General features: G+C 40.9%; 25 protein-coding genes and 1 pseudogene. 7 read left to right on the top strand and 19 right to left on the bottom strand.

The annotated features are described in order from the left end of the window. Nucleotides 1-17: 17 nt before the first annotated feature. Entirely contained in the window at nucleotides 18-1421 is a 1404-nt protein-coding gene (locus OWEHO_RS10145) for an aldehyde dehydrogenase family protein (RefSeq protein WP_014202383.1), read from the top strand. Here the strand turns inward: OWEHO_RS10145 and OWEHO_RS10140 are convergent. The 7 genes from OWEHO_RS10140 to OWEHO_RS10110 are packed head-to-tail and all read right to left on the bottom strand — an operon-like array spanning nucleotide 1411 to nucleotide 6252. Further along, the gene (locus OWEHO_RS10140; RefSeq protein ID WP_014202382.1) at nucleotides 1411-2772 is read right to left on the bottom strand and encodes a dihydrolipoyl dehydrogenase family protein; all 1362 of its coding nucleotides are present in this window, start codon (nucleotides 2770-2772) and stop codon (nucleotides 1411-1413) included. The genes OWEHO_RS10145 and OWEHO_RS10140 overlap by 11 nt on opposite strands. Before the next feature lie 3 nt (nucleotides 2773-2775). Next, the gene (locus OWEHO_RS10135) at nucleotides 2776-3924 is read right to left on the bottom strand and encodes a DUF748 domain-containing protein (protein ID WP_014202381.1); all 1149 of its coding nucleotides are present in this window, start codon (nucleotides 3922-3924) and stop codon (nucleotides 2776-2778) included. A gap of 11 nt (nucleotides 3925-3935) precedes the next feature. Then, nucleotides 3936-4895, bottom strand: coding sequence for a mechanosensitive ion channel family protein (locus OWEHO_RS10130; protein WP_014202380.1), 960 nt, complete (start codon nucleotides 4893-4895; stop codon nucleotides 3936-3938). Nucleotides 4896-4898: 3 nt separating this feature from the next. Further along, nucleotides 4899-5177, bottom strand: coding sequence for a hypothetical protein (locus OWEHO_RS10125; protein ID WP_014202379.1), 279 nt, complete (start codon nucleotides 5175-5177; stop codon nucleotides 4899-4901). Then, the gene (locus OWEHO_RS10120) at nucleotides 5158-5538 is read right to left on the bottom strand and encodes a hypothetical protein (RefSeq protein ID WP_014202378.1); all 381 of its coding nucleotides are present in this window, start codon (nucleotides 5536-5538) and stop codon (nucleotides 5158-5160) included. The genes OWEHO_RS10125 and OWEHO_RS10120 overlap by 20 nt, the downstream gene beginning before the upstream one ends. A gap of 49 nt (nucleotides 5539-5587) precedes the next feature. Further along, nucleotides 5588-5878, bottom strand: coding sequence for a YtxH domain-containing protein (locus OWEHO_RS10115; protein WP_014202377.1), 291 nt, complete (start codon nucleotides 5876-5878; stop codon nucleotides 5588-5590). Between the two features lie 38 nt (nucleotides 5879-5916). Then, nucleotides 5917-6252, bottom strand: a complete 336-nt coding sequence (locus OWEHO_RS10110) for a hypothetical protein (RefSeq protein ID WP_014202376.1) — start codon at nucleotides 6250-6252, stop codon at nucleotides 5917-5919. A gap of 138 nt (nucleotides 6253-6390) precedes the next feature. Between OWEHO_RS10110 and OWEHO_RS10105 the strand changes: the two genes are divergently transcribed. The 3 genes from OWEHO_RS10105 to OWEHO_RS10095 all read left to right on the top strand — a co-directional run bounded on the left by OWEHO_RS10105 (nucleotide 6391) and on the right by OWEHO_RS10095 (nucleotide 8269). After that, nucleotides 6391-6669, top strand: coding sequence for an acylphosphatase (locus OWEHO_RS10105; RefSeq protein ID WP_014202375.1), 279 nt, complete (start codon nucleotides 6391-6393; stop codon nucleotides 6667-6669). Nucleotides 6670-6692: 23 nt separating this feature from the next. After that, a complete protein-coding gene (locus OWEHO_RS10100) occupies nucleotides 6693-7052 on the top strand; it encodes a ribosome-binding factor A (RefSeq protein WP_014202374.1) in 360 nt (119 codons plus the stop codon). A gap of 62 nt (nucleotides 7053-7114) precedes the next feature. Then, nucleotides 7115-8269 (top strand): ABC transporter permease, encoded by a 1155-nt coding sequence (locus OWEHO_RS10095; protein ID WP_143764569.1) that lies wholly within the window; start codon nucleotides 7115-7117, stop codon nucleotides 8267-8269. Here the strand turns inward: OWEHO_RS10095 and dusB are convergent. Continuing rightward, entirely contained in the window at nucleotides 8266-9261 is a 996-nt protein-coding gene (gene dusB / locus OWEHO_RS10090; RefSeq protein ID WP_014202372.1) for a tRNA dihydrouridine synthase DusB, read from the bottom strand. The two genes, OWEHO_RS10095 and dusB, sit on opposite strands and share 4 nt — an antisense overlap. 45 nt (nucleotides 9262-9306) lie before the next feature. Between dusB and OWEHO_RS10085 the strand changes: the two genes are divergently transcribed. Continuing rightward, complete coding sequence (locus OWEHO_RS10085) at nucleotides 9307-10254, top strand: CPBP family intramembrane glutamic endopeptidase (RefSeq protein ID WP_014202371.1); 948 nt, start codon at nucleotides 9307-9309, stop codon at nucleotides 10252-10254. A gap of 15 nt (nucleotides 10255-10269) precedes the next feature. On the opposite strand, the gene OWEHO_RS10080 is transcribed toward OWEHO_RS10085, so the two are convergent. Next, nucleotides 10270-12231 (bottom strand): T9SS type A sorting domain-containing protein, encoded by a 1962-nt coding sequence (locus OWEHO_RS10080; RefSeq protein ID WP_014202370.1) that lies wholly within the window; start codon nucleotides 12229-12231, stop codon nucleotides 10270-10272. A gap of 160 nt (nucleotides 12232-12391) precedes the next feature. Between OWEHO_RS10080 and OWEHO_RS18645 the strand changes: the two genes are divergently transcribed. Both OWEHO_RS18645 and OWEHO_RS10070 read left to right on the top strand, forming a co-directional pair. Next, nucleotides 12392-12817 (top strand): helix-turn-helix domain-containing protein, encoded by a 426-nt coding sequence (locus tag OWEHO_RS18645; protein WP_014201344.1) that lies wholly within the window; start codon nucleotides 12392-12394, stop codon nucleotides 12815-12817. Continuing rightward, nucleotides 12814-13683, top strand: a pseudogene (locus OWEHO_RS10070) (IS3 family transposase); the annotation flags it as partial. The gene OWEHO_RS18645 and the pseudogene OWEHO_RS10070, both read left to right, overlap by 4 nt. Nucleotides 13684-13745: 62 nt before the next feature. Here OWEHO_RS10070 and OWEHO_RS10065 read toward each other — a convergent pair. From OWEHO_RS10065 to OWEHO_RS10020, 10 genes are all read right to left on the bottom strand, one after another. Continuing rightward, nucleotides 13746-14225: an ExbD/TolR family protein gene (locus OWEHO_RS10065; protein WP_014202369.1), complete on the bottom strand. Its 480-nt coding sequence runs from the start codon at nucleotides 14223-14225 to the stop codon at nucleotides 13746-13748. 6 nt (nucleotides 14226-14231) lie between these two features. Then, nucleotides 14232-14798: an ExbD/TolR family protein gene (locus OWEHO_RS10060; RefSeq protein ID WP_014202368.1), complete on the bottom strand. Its 567-nt coding sequence runs from the start codon at nucleotides 14796-14798 to the stop codon at nucleotides 14232-14234. Further along, nucleotides 14791-15132: a hypothetical protein gene (locus OWEHO_RS10055; RefSeq protein WP_014202367.1), complete on the bottom strand. Its 342-nt coding sequence runs from the start codon at nucleotides 15130-15132 to the stop codon at nucleotides 14791-14793. Before OWEHO_RS10055 ends, OWEHO_RS10060 begins: the two co-directional genes overlap by 8 nt. A 9-nt stretch (nucleotides 15133-15141) precedes the next feature. Continuing rightward, nucleotides 15142-15984 (bottom strand): MotA/TolQ/ExbB proton channel family protein, encoded by an 843-nt coding sequence (locus tag OWEHO_RS10050; protein WP_014202366.1) that lies wholly within the window; start codon nucleotides 15982-15984, stop codon nucleotides 15142-15144. A gap of 287 nt (nucleotides 15985-16271) precedes the next feature. Beyond that, a complete protein-coding gene (locus OWEHO_RS10045; protein ID WP_014202365.1) occupies nucleotides 16272-16835 on the bottom strand; it encodes a LutC/YkgG family protein in 564 nt (187 codons plus the stop codon). Next, on the bottom strand, nucleotides 16828-18204 hold the full coding sequence (locus OWEHO_RS10040) for a LutB/LldF family L-lactate oxidation iron-sulfur protein (protein ID WP_014202364.1): 1377 nt from the start codon (nucleotides 18202-18204) through the stop codon (nucleotides 16828-16830). The genes OWEHO_RS10045 and OWEHO_RS10040 overlap by 8 nt, the downstream gene beginning before the upstream one ends. Further along, nucleotides 18201-18938, bottom strand: coding sequence for a (Fe-S)-binding protein (locus OWEHO_RS10035; RefSeq protein WP_014202363.1), 738 nt, complete (start codon nucleotides 18936-18938; stop codon nucleotides 18201-18203). Before OWEHO_RS10035 ends, OWEHO_RS10040 begins: the two co-directional genes overlap by 4 nt. Further along, on the bottom strand, nucleotides 18935-20332 hold the full coding sequence (locus OWEHO_RS10030) for an FGGY-family carbohydrate kinase (protein WP_014202362.1): 1398 nt from the start codon (nucleotides 20330-20332) through the stop codon (nucleotides 18935-18937). The genes OWEHO_RS10035 and OWEHO_RS10030 overlap by 4 nt, the downstream gene beginning before the upstream one ends. Before the next feature lie 4 nt (nucleotides 20333-20336). Beyond that, the gene (locus tag OWEHO_RS10025; protein ID WP_014202361.1) at nucleotides 20337-21611 is read right to left on the bottom strand and encodes a TIM barrel protein; all 1275 of its coding nucleotides are present in this window, start codon (nucleotides 21609-21611) and stop codon (nucleotides 20337-20339) included. A 68-nt stretch (nucleotides 21612-21679) separates the two neighbouring features. Then, nucleotides 21680-23788: a bifunctional rhamnulose-1-phosphate aldolase/short-chain dehydrogenase gene (locus tag OWEHO_RS10020; protein WP_014202360.1), complete on the bottom strand. Its 2109-nt coding sequence runs from the start codon at nucleotides 23786-23788 to the stop codon at nucleotides 21680-21682. Nucleotides 23789-23946: the final 158 nt, after the last annotated feature.

Genomic DNA, 23946 nt, shown 5'->3' with positions numbered 1-23946 from the left:
TTAAAATATTACTTGCAATGACTAATCCATCACCAGAGTTACCTGGAAGAATAGCAGCTATATATCAATCCCAAAAATTATTTTTTGAGAGCGGATCTACTCTTTCCTATAAGTTTAGAAAAGATCAACTCAAAAAGTTGAAGGATGTGGTGGTTGACTATGAACCACAAATTTTGGATGCGTTGAAGCAAGATTTTTCCAAACCAGAGTTTGAGGGTTATGCCACAGAAGTAGGCTTTTTGCTTGAAGAAATAAATTTCACTTTAGAAAATCTGAGCGGATGGATGGAGAAGGAAAGAGTAAGTAGCCCGCTTACTAGTTGGCCTTCTAAGAGCTACATTTTGCCATACCCCAAGGGAGTAACTTTGGTAATTGGTCCTTGGAATTACCCTTTTCAATTGGCGCTGGCTCCTGTGGTGGCTGCGCTGGCCGCGGGAAATACGGCTATCATAAAGCCGCCAGAACAAACGCCCAAGACTGCAGCTCTTATTAGTAAAATGATTGGTGAAAACTTTGATTCGGGTCTATTGGCCGTGGTTGAAGGCGAGGGGCATGTGGTAGTTCCAGAGTTGATAAACAATCACCGATTTGACCATGTATTTTTTACGGGGAGTACCGGTGTAGGAAAGAAAATCGCAGAAATGGCAGCTCCACACCTTAGCCCAGTTACGTTGGAGCTCGGTGGAAAAAGCCCTGCTATCATTGATAAAACGGCTAATTTAAAAGTTGCGGCAAAGCGAATAGCTTTTGGCAAATGGGTAAATGCGGGGCAAACATGTGTTGCTCCAGATTATCTTTTGGTGCATTATGAGGTCTATGACAAGTTTGTCGAAAATCTGAAAAATGTAATTACAGATTTTTATGGCGATGAGCCTCTAGGTAGTAAGCATTTGGCCAGTCTTATCAACAAGAAGCATTTCGAATCACAGTTAGAATATTTGTCTGAAGGGAAAATCATTTTTGGAGGTAAAGCCGATCATCAAAAACTGAGAATAGAGCCCACGCTTATTACCGATGTAAAGATGGATGATAAGCTTATGCAGAATGAAATCTTTGGACCGGTGCTGCCCATTTTAAGTTTTGAAAGCATTGAAGAAGCCAAGACTGTGATTGCTGAAAATCCTAATCCTCTTTCGCTATACGTTTTTACTTCAGATAGCAAATTTGAAAAGAGCTTTATTGAAAGAGTAGCTTTTGGAGGCGGGGCAGTAAACAATGCTCTTGTACATCTTAGCAATCCTGAGCTGCCTTTTGGAGGTGTTGGAAATAGTGGTTTTGGCAGCTATCATGGTAAATCAGGTTTTGATACTTTTTCGCACAAAAAAGGGATTATGAAAACCGCAACCTGGTTTGATTTAGCAATGAAATATCCGCCTTATGGCAAATTTGCTTTGAAGATGATTCGCTGGCTTATGAAATAAAAAGGTTGTTGAAACCTTCGGCCAGCAGTGGGTGGGCAAAAATGTATTCCTGCAGTTGAGGTGCAGTAATGCCTCCTGAACAAGCCATTTGTAGTACTGTCATCATTTCTCCGCCATCCACACCCAAAATGGATGCTCCAAGAATCTCTTCGCTTTGAGGATCACAGAGTACCTTTATTTTACCGTAGGGTTCGTTTTTTTCAGCAGCACGCGCTACAGAAGACATTGGCATTTCATACAATTTGTAATCTAAATTCTTCTTTTTAGCCTCTTTCTCATTTAAGCCAAAGCGGCCAAGGTGAGGATCAGTAAAAAGCGTGTAAGGAACAGTGCGATGTAAAGTGTTTCTAACTTTTGGCTTCTCAATATTAGCTTTTACCACACGATAATCATCGTAGGCCATGTGGGTAAATTGTGGTGTGCCTGCCACCTCCCCTAAAGCATAAATATGTTCTATCGAAGTGCCCAAAACTTCGTTCACTTCAATTACTCCTTTATCATTCACATTTATCCCGGCAGCTTCTAACCCTAGGTGATCAGAATTTGGAATACGTCCAGCAGCTACAAGTATTTTGTCTGCTTTTAAGGTTTTACCACCTTCCAGTGTCAAGCTTACTCCATTACTCTCTTTAGTAGCCTTTTCAGGAGATTTATTTAGATAAAAAGTAACCCCTTCTTCTTCCAGTTTTTTCTGAAGAAGTTCAATGATATCATCATCTTCTCGACCGACTATTTTATCCCCATGATTTACCACAGAAACCGAAGTGCCAATGCGGGCAAACATTTGCGCAAACTCTAGCCCAATGTATCCTCCCCCAATTATTATAAGTGATTTTGGCTGCTCGGTTAGTTCAAAAATGTTTCGATTGGTAAGGGGACCCACTGAATTTAATCCTTCTACTTCTGGCATGCGCGGGCGTGCACCAGTATTTATATAAAAGAAGTCCGCAGTATGCTGCTCATCAATTAGATTAAATCCTCTGATACTTACTGTTCGATCATCAATAAAATGAGCACGACCTCGAGCTAGTGTCAGGTTTTCGGTATTCTCAATATTGTCTGTAGAACCTTCACTCCAGGTATTGCGAATATCCCGAACGTGCTTCATCAATTTTCCAAAGTCAAAGGAACTCTGAACCGTTAGACCTGCGTATTCAATATGTTGTGAATGATAAATTTTGCGAATGGCTTCATGCATGGTTTTGGAAGGAGTGCAACCAGTATTTACACATGTTCCTCCAACTTTATCTTTTTCGATTATCAGGGTGCTCTCACCTCGGTTTGCCAAAAATATTGCCAAAGGAACTCCGGCTTGCCCTGAACCTATGACTATATGTTTGAAGTGAGCCATGTTTTATTTTTTTTCTTCCTTACCCTTTTCTTTTGCTTGATCTTCGTTCTTCTTATCCCCGTTGAATATTGTTTTGAAAAAGCCCTCGTCTTCTTCAGCGTCATTTACACTTTTCAGGTTTACTGTGCTATCAATATTCTTATTAAAAGATTCAATAAAGGCATTCCTAATTATATTTCCCAAGGTTGTCCAGATGGCAACGTCTGTATCCTTTATATTACCTGAAAAAGGAACTTTAGTAGCAAACTGATCCTTTTTTTGGTTTTCAAACACCTCAATTACTCCTCCCACTACTACTTCCCAAGCTTTGCGCCAAAAGGTGGTAGTACTGTCATCTAAATCTACTACGGATACATTATTGATGAGCGGTTTTACGTACCCATCATACTTTCCATCTTTCATAGCCACTTCTGAAGATACATATAAATTTCCTTCCTTAAAGGTGAAGTTGGCGTAAGCATCAGTAAAGTCTTTCAGATAAGTCAGCTCCATTTTGTCTATTTCCATAGAAAAATCAAAATCAGGAATTTCTTTTAGCACATTTATATCCATCTGCGCATTTAATTTTCCATTACCTGAAGTATTAGAACTCACTGCAACGTGAGAAGGTAAAAGTTCACCTTCATCTACCACATTTCCAAGGTTTGTAGCAAGCACATTAAAATTGGTCAACCCGACATCTACATTAGGGTCAGGTGAATAGTCCTTGTAGCGAATATTCCCATCTATAATCTCAAAGCGGTTAATTTGAAGAGGTACCAAATCCTTTACAGTTTGCACCCAATCATTCTCTTCACCAGCCTGTACTTCTTCACCATCTGGCTCTACGGCAAATATTAATTTCGGTTTCTCTACAATTATTTCACCGACTATAGCTCCGTTAAAAAGAGCTCTCCATTCTATGGAAATGTCAATAGCTTCTGTTGCAAAAAAAGGCTCTGGAAAATCTCCGTTTAGCTTATCAAGTTTCAATGAGTCAATTCGGTAAGCTCCTCGCCAAAGCGCAATGTCCAGATCCTTCACTTCACCCCTATAGCCTTCAATATTATTGAGGGTTTTGTTTACATATTTAAGCGCAATTGGCTCTAATAAAAAGTTGAGTATGACTAGAAGGACAATTAGTCCTAGCAAAATTTTTCCGAATGTTTTCATATAGAGATTGGCTATTCGCCATTAGAGTTATCACTACTTTGAGAGCTAGAATTTCCAGGAGTAGTTGATACCTGTTTGCTGTAGGTGCTAAAAATTGATTTAAAATCTACATCACCAAAATCGAGGGTGCGAATAGGGAATGGGATTGGCACATCATTTTTATCAAATGCTTGCTTAATTCCAATCACACCTTCATCTTGTTTGGCTAAGTATTCAAAGTGTTTATTGGTAAAAGGAATCCAGTAGCGAATCACAAAATTGATACTGCTACCGCCAAAGTCAGTGTAATAAATTGTTACATCATCATTGGTAAGCCCTTCTAAAGATTCAATAGCCTCTTTGGCCACTTTTTTCGCTTTAGGTAGGTCTTCACCATATGTAACCCCCACTGAAATATCAATTCTTCTCTTACCCAATTGTGTGTAATTTATTATTGGATTCTTGAAAACCATTGAATTAGGAATTTGTACAATTTGCCCCTGCATGGTTCTTAATTCGGTAGTCCGAAGGTGAATGTGTTGAATTATTCCAAAGAAGTCATTGGTTTCAATAAGGTCGTCAATTTTAAACGGCTTGCGGATACTCATCATGGTACCAGCAATAAAGTTTGATGCTATTTCCTGAAAGGCAAAACCTAGGGCTAATCCAATTACACCGGCACCGGCTAATAATGAAGTAACGGCACCATCTAATTGTAAGACGCTTAACGCGATAAAAGTTCCTATGGCGACAACGCCTAAATAAAGTATGCTGCTTAGTAGAGATTGCAGGCTTTTATTGTCAGTAATTCTTCGAAATATTTTTTCGAAAAGTTTTTTGAGAAGCTTTCCAATAAGCACAAAGGCTACCACAATGAGTATAGCAAGCACAAAGTTGGGAAGCATTTCTACCGCTGTCTTAATCCAGGCTTCGAGTTTGCCTGTTACCAATTCATAAGCCTTGTTTATGTCAAAATCTACTTGCTTATCCATGGTTTATTTTTTTGTTCTACTTACGAGAGTCTTTTTTATAAGGTTTGCCACAATAAGTACTGATACGGTGATTAAAACTTGTTTTATACGTTTTTTTGGGGGGTAGTGATAATTGGTGAGTTTGCGGAATACACCAATAGCCATTTGACCCCAGTACATTCCGTTTTGAATGGATCCTGCAAAATCCCTGGTTTTATCCGAAGTAGTAAGAAATGACTGATGACGACTGTTACGTTCCGCCATCAATTCTTCTATACGTTTATCAAGCTCCCTGCTGTTCATCTTCTATCTTTTCATTATTAGAAGTTTCTGTCATCGCAGAAATCACAATGTTCGTAAAGGGTTTTATTAAAAGAGTTTTCTTGTATTTGACTGAAACGATCAACCAAATGATATATATTACAGTGGTAATCCCAAATCCAATAAGATGATTGTCAAAAAAACTTGAAAGCAAGAATCCAATCCACATTCCCACCATAAGTACGCATAGGTGAAACATCGTAATAATGAATATAGCGCTAAAGACCATGCCGAGGAATCGGGCTAACTCTTTCACTACTTTGAGTTTGATTAGCTCCTTTTCAGTATCAAAATACTTTTGAAGGCCTCCAAATAGTTTATTTATGATGTCTTTGATGTTCATTGATTTAAATTGAGGGCGCGAAGAATTTCGCGCCCATCAAAAATAGATATTAGGCGTTTTCCATTTTGGATTTCACCTCGTTTTTCAATTTTCCAGCCTCCTTTTCCACCAAGGCAGTTTCTCCTCGTAGGCTTCTTTCGGCAGACTCTTTAACTTCTTTTAATGAATTCATAGCTTTACTAGCTACGTCATTAATGGCATCTTTAGCCTCGTTGGCTTTTTCACCCAATGTTTCGCGAGTTTCTTTTCCACTGGCTGGTGCCAAAAGAATACCTGCTGCAAAACCTACGGCAGCGCCTAGTAGGGTTCCTAAGATTACGTTTCCTGATTGATCACTCATTTTGTTACTGATTTTTAAATTAATATGATTTAATAGAACTACCTGGGTTGTTCTTGATTTTCAACCCGCTGAAGAAAGTTGTTGATAGACTCTGAACTATTTTTCCCGAATCCATCCTGCAGAAATCCATCTACCCCAGTATTTGTAGATAATGCATAAAGCACTTCGTACTCTGCTTCATTGTCTTTATTTACAAATCTGTAGGTGCCATTTAAAGCTACATCATTTATACCAAACTGATGGCCATTTTTATCCTCAATATGATCACCATCTGAAGATAATTGAAAGCAATTTGTATAACCTTTCTCTTCTAGCAATCTTTTGGTTTGCTCTAAAGTAGAGTAGGGGTCGTGACGTGGGGGATCTAGTTTCATTTTATCAAGGTTTATATAAATAATAATGATCAGAGGCTGGTTTTGTTCAAAGCTTCACACGGATTTTTACAATTTTATTGCAGCATTGCTTTATTTCGTATTGTGAAGTTATAAATACTGGAATCTATAATTTGAATTATGACAGATTTTAAAGCCTATAGAATAAAAGTTTTAGGTAAAGTTCAAGGCGTATTTTTTAGAAAACACACGCAGGAAAAAGCCACTGTGCTTGGGCTCGTGGGCACGGTAGAAAACTTAAAGGATGGCAGTGTTTTGATAAATGCTGAGGGTGAAGAGACGGCTTTAAGTAATTTACTGAACTGGTGTTATGAGGGGTCCCCAGCATCTGTGGTATCCGATGTAAAGCATGAAGAGATAAAAAGCGTTGGATATAGTAGCTTTTCGATAAAGCGCTAGTTGCTAATCGCTAACTTTGCCGCATGGATTCTAATAGACTTAAAAAAGTAGCCGGGCAGGTTCAGAAGGATTTGGCCGAGATATTTCGCGAAATGGCGCAATCTCAATTTAAAGGGTTGTTGCTCACTGTATCCCGCGTTACCATTACCACCGATCTTTCATTGGCTCGATGCTATGTGAGTGTTTTTCCTGCTACAGATAAGCAGGGAGTGGTGGATTATCTGAATGAAAATAAGGCGGCTATCAAAAATAATTTGGTGCAAAAGCTGGAAGGGCAGCTTCGCAAAATGCCGGATCTGGTGTTTTATTTAGATGATTCTTATGATCAGGAAGAAGCGCTTAACAAAATATTGAAGGGTGGTGGCGAAAGCCCAATAAAGTGAGTTTTTCGTCCTACATAGCCAAGAGGTATTTTTTTTCCCGGAGCACACGCAATGCTGTGAATGTGATTTCGGGAATTTCCATTTTTGGTATTCTTGTAGGTACATTGGCGCTTGTAGTAGTAATGAGCGCTTTCAATGGATTGGAAAGTTTGGTAAAAGGCTTTTACAACACTTTTGATCCCGACCTTAAAATTTCCCTCAACGAGGGGAAGTATTTTTCAGAAAATGATATTCCGGTTAATGAAATTGGCTCTACCAAGGGAGTGGAGGATTTCAGTCTTATACTGGAAGAACGTGTTTTGTTGGGTTTTAGAGAGAAGGAATACATCGCCAGCATAAAGGGTGTTAGCTCATCATATTCCAAAGTTACTCGTATTGAGGACGCCATTACCCATGGAGAAGATTTACTGAATAGCAAAGGCGTTCCGCGTGCTATATTAGGGGCAGGGGTAACTTATTACCTGGGCTATGGGCGGGTTGCTTTTCAGGATCCAGTGCAGGTTTTTGTTCCGCGTAAAAATGCTTCTGCGTCCAATTTTAATACAGCCTTTTCTTCCGAACTCATTTATCCATCAGGGGTGTTTAGTATTCAGCCAGATTTTGATGAGAAGTACATGATTGCATCTATTTCCTTTGTCAGGAATTTACTGGACAGCCCTTCAGGACTTTCGTCAATAGAAGTAAAGGTAAATGAAGGAGCGGATTTACAAGATGTAAAGTCTCAGCTTAAAACCTTGCTTGGAGATAAATTCAAAGTAGAAGATCGTGATGAGCAGCAAGCGATATTTCTCAAAGTGATGAAAACTGAAAGCTTATTCACTTTTCTGGTTTTTGCACTCATTTTGGCCATTGCCTCTTTTACCATTATGGGCTCACTAAGTATGATGATGCTGGATAAAAAAGATCATCTGCGCACCTTATGGGCCTTAGGTACAGAAGTAAAAGTTTTACAAAGTATCTTCTTTAAAGAGGGTTTGCTTATCAGCTTTGTCGGTGCAGGTTTTGGCTTGGTGGGAGGTGTGCTGCTTGTTTTGGCCCAACAGCATTTTGGCCTCCTCGAAATTGGTGAAAGCTATGTGGTAAATAACTATCCGGTGGAATTGAAGTTGACGGATGTGGGCCTTGTATTAATTACGGTATCCGCCATTTGCGGAATAGCATCATGGCTTACTTCACGCAGGTTGACGGATAAATTTCTAAGGGAAGTTGCGGTTTAGATAAGAATCATTTCGTCTTTAAAGGTCAGAGGTATTTTGTCCAGGGTATCTCTAATTTCTGAAACATCATCCGAGGTTACCAAAGTCATTCTATAAGGTTTGAAATCTTTTATCCCTTTAAAGTAATTGGTGTAATGTCTGCGCGTTTCTTTAATTCCCAATTGCTCTCCTTTCCATTTTAGAGCCATCTCAAAATGCTGGCGAGCAGCTTCTACACGTTCGGCAATAGTTGGAGAAGGTAGTTTTTCTCCTGTTTCAAAGAAGTGTTTTATTTCATTAAAAACCCAAGGGTAGCCAATGCTTGCACGGCCTATCATTATACCGTCTACATCGTAAGTATTGCGCATATGCAACGCCTTTTCAGGAGAATCTACATCGCCATTGCCAAACACAGGAATGTGCATGCGAGGGTTGTTTTTTACTGCAGATATTAAACTCCAGTCCGCTTCACCCTTGTACATCTGCTTGCGCGTGCGTCCATGTATGGAAATAGCTTTTATACCAACATCCTGAAGACGTTCGGCAACCTCCACAATATATTTGGTGTTTTCATCCCAACCTAAGCGAGTTTTTACCGTTACAGGTTTGTTTACCGCTTTTACTATTTCAGAAGTCATGCTCACCATCTTAGGAATGTCTTGCAAGATACCAGCACCGGCTCCTTTACAAGCCACATTTTTTACTGGGCAACCGTAGTTGATGTCAATTATATCTGGGTTTGCTTCTTCTGTAATGGCAGCGGCTTCTCGCATAGATGAAATTTCGTTTCCAAATATTTGGATACCTACTGGTCGCTCGTATTCAAAAATGTCAAGCTTCTGCACGCTTTTGGCCGCATCTCGAATCAGGCCTTCACTGGAAATAAATTCCGTGTACATTACATCTGCTCCATGCTGCTTACATAGCGCTCTAAAGGGAGGATCACTCACATCTTCCATAGGTGCTAAAAGCAACGGGAACTCACCAACTTCTATATCTCCAATCTTAACCACGGATAATCTTATTTTTGGCAAAATTACGAAATAGATAACAGGCAGATGAAAGGAGTATTTAGCGAGAAGAGTGGCACGTTTCAATTCATGCTGATTGTGCTTTTAGGTGTAGCAGGGGCAATGGTATTCTCTTTTCTTGGAGTGGTTTTAGTACCCTTGTTTTTTCCTATCTCTTTTGTAGAACTGATGGAAAACATAAGTTCCATCACTAGCGGGAATGTCGGTATTTTGAAGTTTCTTCAACTGTTTGCTGCCACTGGTACATTTGTAGTTCCAGCGTTGGTGGCGGCCTATTTGTTCTCAAACAAACCAAAGGGGTATTTAAAGGTCAATAGTTTTCCAAAACCAATTTTAGTTGTATTGCTTTTGGTAGTAATATCTCTTGGAGCAAATGCCGTATCTGACTTGTTGTATCGTTTCACCGCAGCTATTCCGTGGCCTGAAGCTTTACATTTTATTAAAGACATATTGGACAAGGCAGAATCAGCAATGACGGCTCAAATGCAGAAGTTCTTGATAATGGAAAATGTGTGGCAGTTTGCATTTTCTTTTTTGGTGATGGCCATATTGCCTGCTGTGGGTGAGGAGCTTTTGTTTAGAGGGGTTATTCAGCGAGTTATGAAAAGAGGTTTTGGAGGAATGCATCTAGCGGTTTGGGTTACTGCCTTTTTGTTTGCTCTCCTGCATCAGCAGTTTTACGCTTTTCTTTCTATAATGGCTCTTGGGGTAGTTTTAGGATATATAAAGGAGTGGAGTGGTTCTATTTGGGTCCCCATCATTCTTCACCTAATTAATAATGGTGCTATTATTTTGGGAGTATATTTTCTTGAGCTTCCTTATGATAATGAAGGCATGCTTGGGGATAAAGTAAACTGGGCTATCAGCCTTCCAATGTTAGTGGTGTTTGCAGCAGCCTTGCTGGCTTTGAAGAAGACATTTGACACCTCAAATAAAAGCCCCCTCAGCAAAACTGAGGAGGCCTTGAAAATTTAAATTCCGTTAGGAATATTATTTCTGAATAACCATTCTTTGAGAAGATGCATAGTCACCACTTCTTAGGGTTACTACGTATACTCCGTTAGTTAGGTTTTCAGTCATTAGCTGCTGCTTGTAGTTTCCACTACCTACATTTCCTAATTCAATAGACTTTACAACCACTCCAGTAATGCTAGAGATTTGGATAGTGTATTCTCCAGGAACTTTCACACTATACTCCATCCATGCATTGTTAGAAGCAGGATTAGGGTAGATGGAAGAAACTTCACCTTTAGCTACATCAAGTTCAGTAATACCAACTCCGCTGTTCATATTGTACATCAGATCATAATAGATATACTGTACAGAAGATGTTACTAAAGTACGATCATCATTAGTAAACTCAGTAGCTGTAGCAGGTACATGAATTTCACCATTGGCATTCGGTGCATATACAATGTGAGGAAGGTTAAACATGTTAGCCGTTCCTTTGTCAGACTGATTGTTGGTCATTACAGAAAGTGGTCCAAGTTGGTCATTATCCACATCAAGGCTTCTCATTTTAATATCCGGAAACAGATTGTCTGCAATTCCAAAGGTTAAGATATCAGTGTCACCGTAAGCATACACAAGCACCGAACCATCAGGGGTACGTGCCACTTGAGGTCGGTTGTCTTCAGCTACCTCAGCTGCAGGGCCGTATTCACCACGGAAGGTACTCGCTGTATCAATAAGGTGTGCTTCCCATGAGCTACCGCCATCAGTAGAGTATATATCCACAATCATGTTTAATGCTGAGTAAACAGAAAATGCAGTACCGGAAGTTCCAGTAGATGTAAGCGTATTATTTGCAGATGGAACTACGTTACAAACAATGTGAGGGTTGCCATTTTTGTCAACTACCAAATCATGTTCAAAGGCAGTAGTTAAAGCACCAATTGCCCATGCCGGGTATAGATCAGATAGACTATCTAGCAAAGTATTACCATGGTTGGTAATTACTAAATTATCTAGATTAACACCAGTCTGTGCACTCCATGTTTTACCACCGTCAGTGGTTTTGATGATCGTTGGTGAGTAAACTCCATAAGGAGCAACATTTGCATCGTCCAAATATCCAATTCCACTTATATAACCCACGCTTCCATCAGGTGAAAAAGCTACTTTGCAGTCACCAAATACTGCGCTTCCAGTAGTACCTGCAGTGTCAATTGCAAATGGGAAATAAGCTTTGCTAAATGACTGGTCTAATGATTTTGTACTAGCATTCCATCTTCCCTTAGTTAAGATGATGGTGTCATTGTACAGCACAGATCCTGAGGTTACATCGTCTCCCTGGTTGATTCCTACTACCATTTGAGAATCGGCTACATAGGTAAAGTCATCAGAAACCTGGAAGAAAATATCATTTGCAGGGTCGGTGGTTAACTCTGTTACATTTAAATCAGTTCCATCAAGTTGGATTGATCCAAAAACCTGGCCACCCCATGAGCCAGCGCTATTTGTTCCATTTAAAGTAGGTGCAAAAAATGCCAAATACGCTGAATCTGGCTGGGTGTTTCCAGTAGGGTTTACTATCACACCTTGAGGATAACGTGCGGGTCCATTAAGCGCACCTTGTGCGCCAGTTGGGCTCCAGATAGGACCTTGGTCAACGCTCCAGGTAGTTCCGCCATCTTTTGATACATCATAGCGAAGATGTCCGCTAGTTTGTGAAGGAAAAAGTCCTATGTCATTTCTATGTGTAAATGTGATTGTATTTATACTTGGGTCGACCCATAGATAAGTTTTAGATCCGAATGCAGTGGAATAGCCATTAGAAGCTTTTCCCAATGATGTACTTACCACCGATGTTCCTTTTTTAATAGGAGTGTAGCTTCCTTCATGGGCAACATTGCCTTTTACCTGGCTATGCGTGACCTCAAGTTGGGAAGACTGCTGTGCTAGAGCTGGTATTGCTGCCATTGCACAGATCCAGAATAATCCTTTTTTCATAATCAAAATTTTAGGGTTTAAAAATCAAAATGGTGCAAATATTTAATCCAGAATATTTGCGGTGTTGAATATAACAAAAAAAGACCGTCAGTTGTTGACGGTCTTTTTCAAAATATTTGATGTCACGTCCTGAAATAGCGTTACACAAATTTGTAACCTTATGAAAGACAATGGCTACGTAAAGCGTACACAAAAAGATTACAGCTTAAACTTCAAGCTGCAAGTTGTCCAAGAAATAGAACGGGGCGAGTTAAGTCAGCATGGAGCAGTCCGAAAATATGGCATTCAGGCTCGCAGTACTGTGCTGAGTTGGTTAAGAAAGTATGGTAACTTTGATTGGGAAAATCAAACTCCAATACAAATGCCCAAAACTCCAGAACAAAAACTGATGGAACTAGAGCAAAAAGTTCGGCTATTAGAAAAGCAGAAAAAGCAGCTGGAACATCAAATAGAACGAGCCGACAAAAAGGCGATCATCTTTGATATGATGATAGATATAGCCGAGAAAGAGTACAATATTCCAATCAGAAAAAACTCCTTACCCGAACAGTCAACCAATACAAAGAACACTACCAAGAAAGCCTAACGGCTACCTGTAGATTGTTCGGGTATAGCCGTCAAGTTTATTATCGCGCCATTAAAGCCGAAGAAGCCAAAAAGCAACGTGCGCAAAAAGTAGTATCACTCGTGCAGGAAAAGCGCATGTCCATGCCTCGGCTAGGCACACGTAAACTTTACCACTTGCTACAGCCAGAGCTGCAAGCACTGGGCGTGGGTCGCGATAAATTGTTCCACATTCTAAAAGCAAATCACATGTTAATACAACCCAAGAAATCATACCATATTACCACCAACTCACACCATAGGTTCCGCAAACACAAAAACGTGATTGCAGACTTACCCATTACCCGGCCAGAGCAGCTTTGGGTGGCCGATATAACTTATGTGGGTACCCGAGAAAACCCCATGTACCTGGCTCTAGTTACCGATGCCTACTCAAAAAAGATAGTAGGCTACAATGTATCAAACAGTTTGAGTGTGGATGGTGCGCTATCTGCCTTAAAGCAAGCTATCAAAAATCGAAAATACCCTAGCCAACCTCTGATCCATCACTCAGACAGAGGCCTACAATATTGTAGCACCGATTACCAAAAACAACTGGCTAAAGCCAAAATAACCTGTAGCATGACAGAGTCTTATGACCCATATGCCAACGCCATAGCGGAACGTATAAACGGTATTTTAAAGCAAGAATTTATTGAAGTAGTAAAGGCCGATAAACTAGACATCATGAAGCCTTTGGTGGAAGACAGTGTAAGCATTTATAATAAACAAAGGCCACACCTCTCCTGCCAAATGAACACTCCAGAACAAATGCATAAACAAGATCAGGTCAAAATAAAATCCTATAAAAAACAAAACCTTGGTGAAGCTAGCTTCACCAAGGTTTAATTACTATGTTTAATCTATATAAAAACCTGTATCGGTTATTTAGGACGGGACATGATGAAATGTTATAGCTCTCCGAACACTTCTCCCTTACGGGTAGAATAGTTTATTTTAAGAGCTTCAGCTTTTCTCAATTCTTGCTTGATATCCGAAACTAATCCCATTTTTACCTTTTCATCAGCTTTGATAGAAACGGTCATCAATGGGCGTTCAGCTTCGTTAATTGCATTTCTCTCTTCGATTACGTACTGCTGTATCTCTCCTAAACGAGCAAAAGCATCATTAAGTTGAATACGTGGCTCAGTACCTACTTGGGCTTGAAGATTCTTTTTAGGCTTACCTACATAAATATAGGTAACCAGGTTTTTCTTCTCCAGCTTCTTGATTTCAGTAGCGAAGGGTTTTTGGTTATCTACCAAAATAGTAACCTCACGCATTACAGTGGTAACCATAAAGAAGAACAAAAGCATAAATACGATATCCGGCAGCGATGCTGTAGATATTGCGGGTGTTCCACCGCCTGAATTTTTCTTAAACTTTCCCATGATTACTTATAAGTTTAATGGTTCTGCTTCCGATATCTTTTGCGGGTAGGCTTCCTGAACTTGCTTGGCTTGTTCTTCACCTAGCTCGTCAAAGTTCTTTCCATATTGACGTTGTGCTAATTCATTACGCAACTCATTGTATGCAGCAACTAATTCGTTTTGCACAGCAATGTAAGTTTTGTAAGAAGTACCACGGTCATTCTGTAATGAAACAATAGCTTTTCCAGGACTATCAGAAGACAAAGGGCTTTTAATTCCTTGACAATAGTCACATTCACCATTACCATTGTTATCTAAAAACTTCTTTGCTAAATCTCGCAAGTCTTCAATTTCAGCATACTCATCTTCTACCAATAATTGATCATTGGCATTTACCAAAACGGTAAAAAGATTTTTCTGCTTAATGGGGGGTGGGTTCTCCAGTTGCTCTGGCTCCCACGGTGGTAATTTTGTACTAATACCGGAGTCAACATCCATAGTGGTGGTCACAAGGAAGAAGATCAATAGCAAGAATGCGATATCTGCCATTGAGCCTGCGTTGATTTCGGGTATTGCTCTTTTGCTTCTAGCCATTTTTACTAAATAAACGGGTTATCTCTACATAAATTATAGATAACACAGCTAGGGCCATTAAAATATAAAAGGCGTATAGCCCGGCACCTACCATGTGCGATGAGCCTTCGGTAACGTCAAGCTTGGCATACATGCCAGTGGCGTCAGAGCCAGTGCTAAGCACGTAAGCAAGACCGCTAACTACGGCCAAACCTACAATGCCGAATAGAGCACTTTTGGCGGCTTTTGGATTTCCAGCTATTTGTGCTACACCAAATATCAAAATGGCAATAATGCCGATCGCGATTAGTGCATACGAAGCATAGATTCCAATATTAATTATTGTCTCGTTCATGCTTAAATATTATTTGTGGCTTGCACCGTGCTTAATCAAAAGGTCGATCAAAGAGATAGAAGAATCTTCCATCTTGTTTACGATAGAGTCAACTTTTGCTACAATGTAGTTGTAGAAAATTTGAAGAATCATAGCTACAATAAGACCGAATACAGTAGTAAGAAGTGCTACTTTAATACCTCCGGCCACAAGAGATGGGGAAATATCACCAGCTGCTTCAATAGCGTCAAATGCTCCAATCATACCAATTACAGTTCCCATGAAACCAAGCATTGGTGCTAGGGCGATGAAAAGAGAAATCCAAGAGATGTTTCTTTCCAAAAGACCCATTTGTACAGATCCGTAAGAGATAATTGATTTTTCAACTACATCGATACCTTCATCCATACGGTCAAGACCTTGATAGAAGATACTAGCTACAGGACCACGAGTGTTACGGCAAACTTCTTTTGCAGCTTCAACACCACCACTCTGTAGGGCAGTTTCGATTTCGTCCAAAAGCTTTTTAGAGTTTGGAGTAGCCATGTTAAGGTAAATGATACGCTCAATACAAAGAGCTAAACCTAAGATAAGGGTAAGCAATACAATACCCATAAATGAAGGGCCACCTTCAATAAACTTCTGCTTAATTACTTGGTGGAAAGATTGCTCCACTACCACTTCCTCTTCAGCAGGGGCTTCTTCTTTGGTAGTTTCCACGGTAACGGGTGTTGCAGTTTCAGCAGCGGCTGCAGAATCTGCTCCTTCAGTCTGCTGTTCGGTAGTGTCGGTTGAACCATCTTGTGCTACAAGATTAACAGTTCCAAAGGCTACAAATCCAAAGATAGCCAGTATAGAAAGTGCTTTTTTCATTGCTCTTTTATTGATTTAAAAATTTTCGTGAAAATATAAAACATCCAGCAAAGCAAAAGTTTTTCGTGTCTTTTTTATTCTAATCATGTTTTTGTGAAGGTATTTTGATTCCATGGTATAGACTACCATTTTTAATTAAGGTTGTATTTCAGGTGGTTAGGATTGTTGAAATTGTTATAATTCGGTAACAGCGCAAATCCTGATGTCAATATTAACATTAAGATAACATTGAGCTGTCCTGTACTGACGGGGTACTAAACTCATTTTACTGCCTAGTATTAACTCAATTACAGCAAAATTATTTGAACACTCATAGCTCCGTGCGCACCAATAACCAACGACTGTTCTATGTCAGCAGTTTTTGATGGGCCGGCAACAAATAAGCCGAAGGAAGTGGAATTAAGGCCAATCCTTTCGTAAGCCTCGTGCATGTCTCCCACTATTTCGTTTTGATCCAACAGTACTAAAAGGTGTTGTGTGATAAATGGAAGAATACGCTCGGGTAAATTCTCATCATCAAACCACATGGCACCGTTTTCGGCTACAGCAAATTGGGCCTTTAAAATGACAACCTCCAACTTTTCTAAATTATGAGGGTCATCGGATAAAACGGTATTTCCTGAATCAAATTCTTTTTCAGCAGAGAATATAGGTAGGTCACTATCTAGGTTTCGAAGCCATTCTTTTGCGTCTTTTTCAGAAACCATTCTGCTTCCGTTTGCCAGAGCCGATTTTTGAAAGGTCAGGTTGATATGATTGGTGTCATGCTGATAACTTGGGACTTCAGGAAGTAAAGTTTTTTCTTGATTGAGCCCGCGGATGGCTTGCAATATCTGATTTCGACTACTCATCTTTTCCATTTTTGTGATACCATTCCTTGAAACTCATTTTTGGAACTTCAGGTAACTCTCTATGCTTTCCCCAATCGTTCAGGCTATTGTAAACCAATGGGCGAGGTAGGTATTTAAGACCGATTCTTGCCATTTTTATTACTCCTTTGTATATAGTAGGATTTGCGAATACCTTATCAGCAGCTTTTGAAACTGCTTCTTTGCTGGCTGAAACCTCATGATTTTTGGCTATTTCCTGACGCCATTCATAAAGCTGTTCGTGTATGTTTATTTTAACGGGACACACATCACTGCAGCTTCCGCACAGGGTGGAGGCAAAGGGTAGGGTGCTGTATTTTTTCAGATCTGTTCCCGGTGATAGAATCGAGCCGATGGGCCCAGGAACTATTGATCCATAGCTATACCCGCCACTCCTTCTATATATAGGACAGGTGTTCATGCATGCACCGCAGCGTATGCATTTCAAACTGTTTTTGAATTTTTTGCGGGCAAGTTGCTTGGTTCGCCCGTTATCAACCAATACAATGTGAAGTTCCTGACCTTTTCTGGGTTTCAGGAAATGTGAATTGTAATTGGTAATGGATTGTCCCGTAGCGCTTCGTGCCAGCAATCTTAGGAAAATACCCAAGTCCGCCATGCGCGGAATGATCTTTTCGATACCCATGCAGGCAATCTGAACATCAGCCAGGTGAGTGCCCATATCGGCATTTCCTTCATTGGTGCAAACCACAAAACCACCCGTTTCAGCAATGGCAAAGTTTACTCCTGTAATAGCTGCTTTAGCACTCAAAAACTTTCCGCGAAGGTGAGCCCGTGCAGCATGGGTGAGGTACACTGCATCTTCTGAGCCTTCTTCGGTATTCAGCTTTTGGTGAAACAGTTGCCCGATTTCCTTTTTCTTCATGTGGATGGCGGGCAGTACGATATGGCTGGGTGGCGTTTTAGCTAGTTGCATAATGCGCTCTCCCAGATCGGTGTCGATTACCTCAATTCCGTTCTTCTCCAAATAAGGGTTCAGATGGCACTCTTCCGTAAGAATCGATTTGCTCTTTACAATATGTTCGGCATTGTTCTTCTTGAGAATATCAAGTACAATGCGATTGTGTTCTTCTCCATCAATGGCCCAATGGACGTGAATACCATTGGCGGTGGCGTTTTTTTCAAACTCTTCTAGATAGTTGTCAAGGTTGGAAAGCACGTTGGCTTTTACCTGTGATGCGAGTTCTCGTAGCTCTTCCCACTCGGGAATGGAATGACCCGAAGCATCACGTTTTTTTCGAACCTGCCATAGAGTTTCGTCATGCCAGGTTACCTTGTCCTGATCGGTCAGAAATTTGGCCGCTGCTTTTGGGTGTCCATTATTGCTCATGATAAACTCTCATTTAGAATTTCAGCAAAATGCATCACCCGAATATTTTTCTTCTGTCTTTTGATCAGCCCTTCCATGTGCATTAGGCATGAGGAGTCACCAGCAGTAATAATTTCAGCACCATGCTTTTCGTGATCGCTAATTCTGTCATTACCCATCCTCACCGAAAGTGCTTCTTCAGCTACGGCAAAGGTTCCTCCAAAACCACAGCACTCATCACTGCGCTCCAGTGGTATGAGATCTACTCCGTCTATAAGATTAAGCAGGTATTGTGTTTTGTTGAAGTCAGGAATGTTCAATTCAGAGGATTTAGCCAGGCGTAATCCGCGTAGCCCATGACAACTGGAGTGCAGGCCAATTTTATGGTTGAAAGTTCCCGGCCATTCTTTCACTTTGAGTACATCAGTAAGAAATTCACTGAGCTCATAAATATTGTTTTTTACCCGACTTACATTGTTATTTAATGAATCCGGATAATGCTCTTTTACATGCAGGGCGCAGCTTCCTGAAGGAGCCACGATATAATCGTAATCGGAAAATACATCCACAAAGTGATGCATGGTTTTTTGAGTGTTGGCCTCAAAACCGCTATTGGCCATTGGTTGTCCACAGCATGTTTGTTCCATAGGGTATTCCACTTCGCATCCCAGCTTTTTGAGAATATTAAGTGTTGCGATTCCCACTTTTGGGTAAAACTGATCGATATAACATGGTATGAACAAGCCTACTTTCATAGATGTGAAAGGCTTACAGGTTCGTGCATCTTGGTGTTGTATTTACTGGCCAGGAATCCGGGTTCTATTTTGCGGTTGCTTACCAATAAAGCGGCTCCAAGTGCGGTGCCCAGGGCGAAGTCAGTGATGAAGATTCTGCAGTTAGGCATCATTAATCCGAGTATGCTTACAAACATAATATTGGAGCTAAATCCACCGTCAATATAAATCTTTTCAACTCCTGAATTACCGATAGCAAGATTGGCGGAGGCCACTTGAAGTTCACACAGTTCAATTAAAAATCTATAGTAGGCTTCTTCGAAGGTTTCAAAAATGGTGTAATCATTCTGAGCTGCCTGGGTAATTCCAAATGCTTCCGGTTGGAGGTATTTGAATCGGAATTTCTTCCCTTCATGGCTTTTAGCCTTTAGATATACTTCCGGCTCAAAAGTCAACTTTTTATAGTATCCCATGGATAGGTTGAAGTGGGCATACAAAGCGCGAATTTGCTCTTTGTGCTCTTCACCCAAAAATAGTCGGCTGGCCTTTATGCTTCGCCCGTCCATTCTCATATAGGTGAGGCAATCTTTGTCCAGTTCACTTTTGGTAAGTGGCTCGTTGTTGAAGTAATTCATGCAAATACTCCAGGTGCCGGTAGAGATGAGCATAAAGGGCTCGGGGCTTACATTCAAGTATGGAATAAGTGCCGAAGAACTGTCGTGAACACCCACGCCCACATCAATAGTTTGACCTCCAATTTGAGTTGAAAAACAGCTATTGCTCGGAACTAATTTCGGTAGCAGAGGGTAGATGTTTTCATCATGCATCCATTGGTGATATTCCTGTTTTTTGAAATTCCAAAGACCAGTATGGCAGCCTAGGCTGGTATAATCTGATACCATTTTACCACTGTAGAGGAAACTTAAGTATTGCGGAAAATGAAGGCTGTGCTTAATATTTTTGAAAATTTCAGGCTTGCGGTATTTTAAATAATACAGTTGTAAACCTGAGTTGAGCATTCCCATCACGGGGCTCGAAGAATTTATGGCGAAATCTCGCAGTCCACCATTTTTCTCGAGAAACTCCTCAAGTAAATCTTCAGGAAACTCTTTGAGGTAATTGTAAAAGCTAGAGGCAACAGCATTGTTTTTATCCAGATGAACCAATGAAGCACCATAAGTGGAGAAATTGAGATGCTTGACTTTTAGGTCGGGATTTGCAAGGGTTTTATCCATGCAATCCTTCATCCATTTTTCCAACGTCTTCAGGTCTTCCGAAGGGAATCCATCTTCATCTTCAATTTGTTCCAGGCGAGTGTACTCTCTTGAAATTTCATTGAGGTCATCGTCAAAGAGGAAAAACTTCTTGTTGGTTTTTCCAATGTCAAATATGGCGGTTACTTCATGCTTTGCCATAACCTTACAGTCCTGTTGAAATAGTTTTCAAGCCGCGCTCGTCAATCAGTTGATCTCTCACTTTAAACTGGCGGTAAGCTTTTATTGGATTCAAAGCAGCTCCGGCTTGTCTTCTGGCTTCTGCCAAAAGCGGACGTAAATCCATACGGTAAGCATTCTGAAGAATTTCTTGAGCTCCGGTAATGTCATTGCTTTCTTGTGCCTGGTCCAAAGCTTTGCGATCTACCACCAAAGCCTGAGCATAGGCTAGAAGAATCGCGTCAACAGACTGTAAAAGGTCTTCCAAAGGGTCTTTCATATTATGACTGGCGTCAATCATCCACGAAAGATCAGGGTTGGAAGTGTTCAACATTCCATCAACAAGCTCATTGAAAATCAGGAATAACTGATAGGGCTTTAAGCTACCAACGGTAAGGTCGTCATCGCCAAACTTACTGTCATTAAAGTGGAAACCGCCCAGCTTATTTTGCATCATAAGTGTAGCCACAATCTGCTCGATATTGGTATTTGGCAGGTGGTGCCCCAGATCAACAAGGCTAAGTGCTTTGTCTCCCAGTTTTTGTGCAAGCAAATGTGAGGTTCCCCAATCCTGGATTACCATCGAGTAGAAGTAGGGCTCATACGGTTTGTACTCAATAAACACTTTCCAGTCGGCTGGCAAGTGATTGTATATTTCCTGCAGCGACTCATAGGTGCGTTCAAAGGCTTTTCTAAAATTGTTCTGACCAGGATGTGAAGATCCATCAGCCAACCAAACGGTAAGCGATTTTGACCCCAGATCTTTCCCGTAGTCAATCACTTCTTTGTTGTGATCAATTGCCTGCTGGCGAACAGCTGCATCCACATGGCTCAATGAACCATATTTATAGGAGTACTTGGCGTCTTCCTGATCCTGAAAAGTGTTGGAATTTACCGCATCAAATTTCAGGTTTAGATTACTGGCTAGTTGGCGAATGGCCTCTGGATTTTCGGGGATGTCCCAAGGAATGTGAAGGCTGATAGCACCACTGTTTTGGTTGAGTTTATGAATCAGGCCAACGTCATACATTTTCTCCTCCAAAGTGCGTGGCTCGCCACCACCACCGTAGCGTCCAAATCGTGTACCTCCTGTACCCAATGCCCAGCTGGGAATGGCTACCTGAAAGTCTTTTAGTTTTTGGATGATGGCATCCAGGTCATGCTTATCGCTTAGCGTGGACTTCAAATTGTCATACTGTTTCTGATGATCAGAAAGGGCAGACTTATTCGCGTCCTCAATATTTTGGTCGTTAAGTATCATTCTCGAAATTTAAAAAAAGCCAACGCACTTTAGAGGTGCATTGGCTACGTTAACACAGAGATCGGGAGTTACCTGGTAAAAGCAGCGGCTACACCGCCATCAACATTCAGAATGTTGCCTGTACTTTTAGATAGGTGTCCTCCCACGAATGCAAATACCCCATTTGCAATATCTTCAGTACTTATGATTTCGTTCAAAAGTGTACGTTTAGCGTAGTGTGCAGGAAGTTCTTCTACGCTTATTCCATAGGCTTTGGCACGGCCGGCAGCCCATTCACCTTCCCATATTTTACTGCCTTCAATCACGGCATCCGGGTTTACCACGTTTACACGGATTTTATCCGGGCCAAGCTCAGCAGCTAATAAGCGAGACATATGTATTTGTGCAGCTTTGGCGGTGCCATAACCCACGTTGTTAGGCCCTGAAACCAGACCGTTTTTGCTGGCAATGTTTACAATGAAACCACCCATTTTCTGACCTTTTAGTACAGAAGCTCCTGCCTGGCTTACTTTAAATTGTCCTTTTACAATTACATTTTGTAGAAGATCCCAATCCTTGTCGGTGGTCTCATTTAGTGGTTTTGAAATGGCCAGTCCGGCACAGTTTACCACAATATCTACTCCACCAAAGGCCAGTGCAGCCTGATCGAATGCATTAGCAATAGAAGCATCAGATGTTACGTCAAGTTCGGTCTGAACTGCTTCATCTTTTCCAAAGTCTTTAACGGCTTCTTCCAGTCTTTCTTTGCTGATGTCGGTAAGAACTACGCAAGCTCCTTCTTCAGCCATTTTATCAGCTATAGCTTTACCTATTCCTCCGGCACTACCGGTTATCAGCGCTACTTTTCTAGAAAGTGGTTTTTCCTTAGGCATACGCTGAAGCTTGGCTTCTTCCAATAGCCAGTATTCAATGTCAAAGGCTTCCTGAAGTGGTAGAGAAACATATTCTGAAACAGCTTCAGCACCCTTCATTACATTGATGGCATTGATGTAAAACTCGCTGGCTACACGGGTAGTTTGCTTGTTTTTGGCAAAGGAGAACATACCAACTCCAGGCCATAGAATAATTACTGGATTTGGGTCTCTTAGTGCCGGGCTATTAGGATGCTTATGATCTTCGTAATACTTGGTGTAATAAGCTCGGTAATCTTCAAAAGCTGTGGCGAGTTTTTCGCGCATCGCGGCAAAATCACTTACATCGCTATCAGCAGGAAGGAAGTCGAGTACTAGCGGACGAATCTTAGTTCTCAAAAAGTGATCGGGGCAACTGGTGCCCATTGGCGCCAATTTTTCCAGATCATTACTATTGATAAACTCAAGTACGCGCATATCATCCGTGAAATGGCCAATCATAGCCGCTTCGCTGGAAGCTAATCCTCTCAATACAGGTGCAAGTTTTGCGGCCTGTGATTTTCGCATTCCCTCGTCAAGAGAGTTAATTTTTACTCCGCCAAATACTGACCTTTTCGTTCCGTAATTGTTTTCCAAATATTCAGAAGCGCGATCAATTACTGAAAGGCTATTGATGTAGCAATCATAAGCAGTGTCACCCCAGGTGAAAAGCCCATGGCCCCCAAGAATGATACCTCTGATTCCGGGATTTGCGTTCAAGGCATCTCTTAACTGAAGCGCCAGGTCAAATCCAGGACGTTGCCATGGAATCCAAGCCAGTTCTCCATTAAATAGATCCTTGGTTATTTGCTCACCATCTTTGGATGCGGCAATAGCAATGATGGCATCCGGATGGAGGTGATCAATATGTTTGTAAGGTAAAAAAGCGTGTAAAGGCGTATCAATTGAAGGAGCCTTTGAGTCCAAATCATAAATACAGTGATTGAATAGGGCTACCATTTCGTCCTCAAACTCGATGCCGCGGTATACATTTTCCAGCGCACGAAGCTTGTCTACATAAAGCCCTGCAAGTCCCGAGCGGGTAAGTGTGCCGATGTCACCACCAGAACCTTTTACCCACATTATCTCTTTTTCCTGATTGGTCAAAGGATCTTTTTCGATGGTCTTGCAGCTGGTGTTACCTCCACCATAGTTGGTGATTCTAAGGTCGGCACCCAGAATGTTGGATCTGTAAAGAAGAAGAGCAACTTCGTCACCTTTAAGTTCAGCTGCTTTTTTTTCGTCCCACAGGTAATCTACGTGCTTATAGCTTGTATCCACGTCCATGATTTATGTCTTAAGAAGTTTATTTTCCATTATCGTGATTCGAAAGTAGGTCATAGGTTGACCATAGCTATCCTGTACTGTAAGGTAGTGTTGTAACTTTTTTTGGATGAAATACCCAGTGTAAGTTTATGTAATTGGGCTACAAACCTTGGTGGAGC

Source organism: Owenweeksia hongkongensis DSM 17368 (assembly GCF_000236705.1).
GTDB classification, from domain to species: Bacteria; Bacteroidota; Bacteroidia; order Flavobacteriales; family Schleiferiaceae; genus Owenweeksia; species Owenweeksia hongkongensis.
Note: the sequence above shows the minus strand (reverse complement) of the source record. Positions and strands in the feature narration are given on the sequence as shown.

Bases quoted from the DNA above. Each gene is read 5' to 3' on its own strand.
- OWEHO_RS10145 (WP_014202383.1), top strand. From the start codon at position 18: ATGACTAATCCATCACCAGAGTTACCTGGAAGAATAGCAGCTATATAT.
- OWEHO_RS10140 (WP_014202382.1), bottom strand. From the start codon at position 2,772: ATGGCTCACTTCAAACATATAGTCATAGGTTCAGGGCAAGCCGGAGTT.
- OWEHO_RS10135 (WP_014202381.1), bottom strand. From the start codon at position 3,924: ATGAAAACATTCGGAAAAATTTTGCTAGGACTAATTGTCCTTCTAGTC.
- OWEHO_RS10130 (WP_014202380.1), bottom strand. From the start codon at position 4,895: ATGGATAAGCAAGTAGATTTTGACATAAACAAGGCTTATGAATTGGTA.
- OWEHO_RS10125 (WP_014202379.1), bottom strand. From the start codon at position 5,177: ATGAACAGCAGGGAGCTTGATAAACGTATAGAAGAATTGATGGCGGAA.
- OWEHO_RS10120 (WP_014202378.1), bottom strand. From the start codon at position 5,538: ATGAACATCAAAGACATCATAAATAAACTATTTGGAGGCCTTCAAAAG.
- OWEHO_RS10115 (WP_014202377.1), bottom strand. From the start codon at position 5,878: ATGAGTGATCAATCAGGAAACGTAATCTTAGGAACCCTACTAGGCGCT.
- OWEHO_RS10110 (WP_014202376.1), bottom strand. From the start codon at position 6,252: ATGAAACTAGATCCCCCACGTCACGACCCCTACTCTACTTTAGAGCAA.
- OWEHO_RS10105 (WP_014202375.1), top strand. From the start codon at position 6,391: ATGACAGATTTTAAAGCCTATAGAATAAAAGTTTTAGGTAAAGTTCAA.
- OWEHO_RS10100 (WP_014202374.1), top strand. From the start codon at position 6,693: ATGGATTCTAATAGACTTAAAAAAGTAGCCGGGCAGGTTCAGAAGGAT.
- OWEHO_RS10085 (WP_014202371.1), top strand. From the start codon at position 9,307: ATGAAAGGAGTATTTAGCGAGAAGAGTGGCACGTTTCAATTCATGCTG.
- OWEHO_RS10080 (WP_014202370.1), bottom strand. From the start codon at position 12,231: ATGAAAAAAGGATTATTCTGGATCTGTGCAATGGCAGCAATACCAGCT.
- OWEHO_RS18645 (WP_014201344.1), top strand. From the start codon at position 12,392: ATGAAAGACAATGGCTACGTAAAGCGTACACAAAAAGATTACAGCTTA.
- OWEHO_RS10065 (WP_014202369.1), bottom strand. From the start codon at position 14,225: ATGGGAAAGTTTAAGAAAAATTCAGGCGGTGGAACACCCGCAATATCT.
- OWEHO_RS10060 (WP_014202368.1), bottom strand. From the start codon at position 14,798: ATGGCTAGAAGCAAAAGAGCAATACCCGAAATCAACGCAGGCTCAATG.
- OWEHO_RS10055 (WP_014202367.1), bottom strand. From the start codon at position 15,132: ATGAACGAGACAATAATTAATATTGGAATCTATGCTTCGTATGCACTA.
- OWEHO_RS10050 (WP_014202366.1), bottom strand. From the start codon at position 15,984: ATGAAAAAAGCACTTTCTATACTGGCTATCTTTGGATTTGTAGCCTTT.
- OWEHO_RS10045 (WP_014202365.1), bottom strand. From the start codon at position 16,835: ATGAGTAGTCGAAATCAGATATTGCAAGCCATCCGCGGGCTCAATCAA.
- OWEHO_RS10040 (WP_014202364.1), bottom strand. From the start codon at position 18,204: ATGAGCAATAATGGACACCCAAAAGCAGCGGCCAAATTTCTGACCGAT.
- OWEHO_RS10035 (WP_014202363.1), bottom strand. From the start codon at position 18,938: ATGAAAGTAGGCTTGTTCATACCATGTTATATCGATCAGTTTTACCCA.
- OWEHO_RS10030 (WP_014202362.1), bottom strand. From the start codon at position 20,332: ATGGCAAAGCATGAAGTAACCGCCATATTTGACATTGGAAAAACCAAC.
- OWEHO_RS10025 (WP_014202361.1), bottom strand. From the start codon at position 21,611: ATGATACTTAACGACCAAAATATTGAGGACGCGAATAAGTCTGCCCTT.
- OWEHO_RS10020 (WP_014202360.1), bottom strand. From the start codon at position 23,788: ATGGACGTGGATACAAGCTATAAGCACGTAGATTACCTGTGGGACGAA.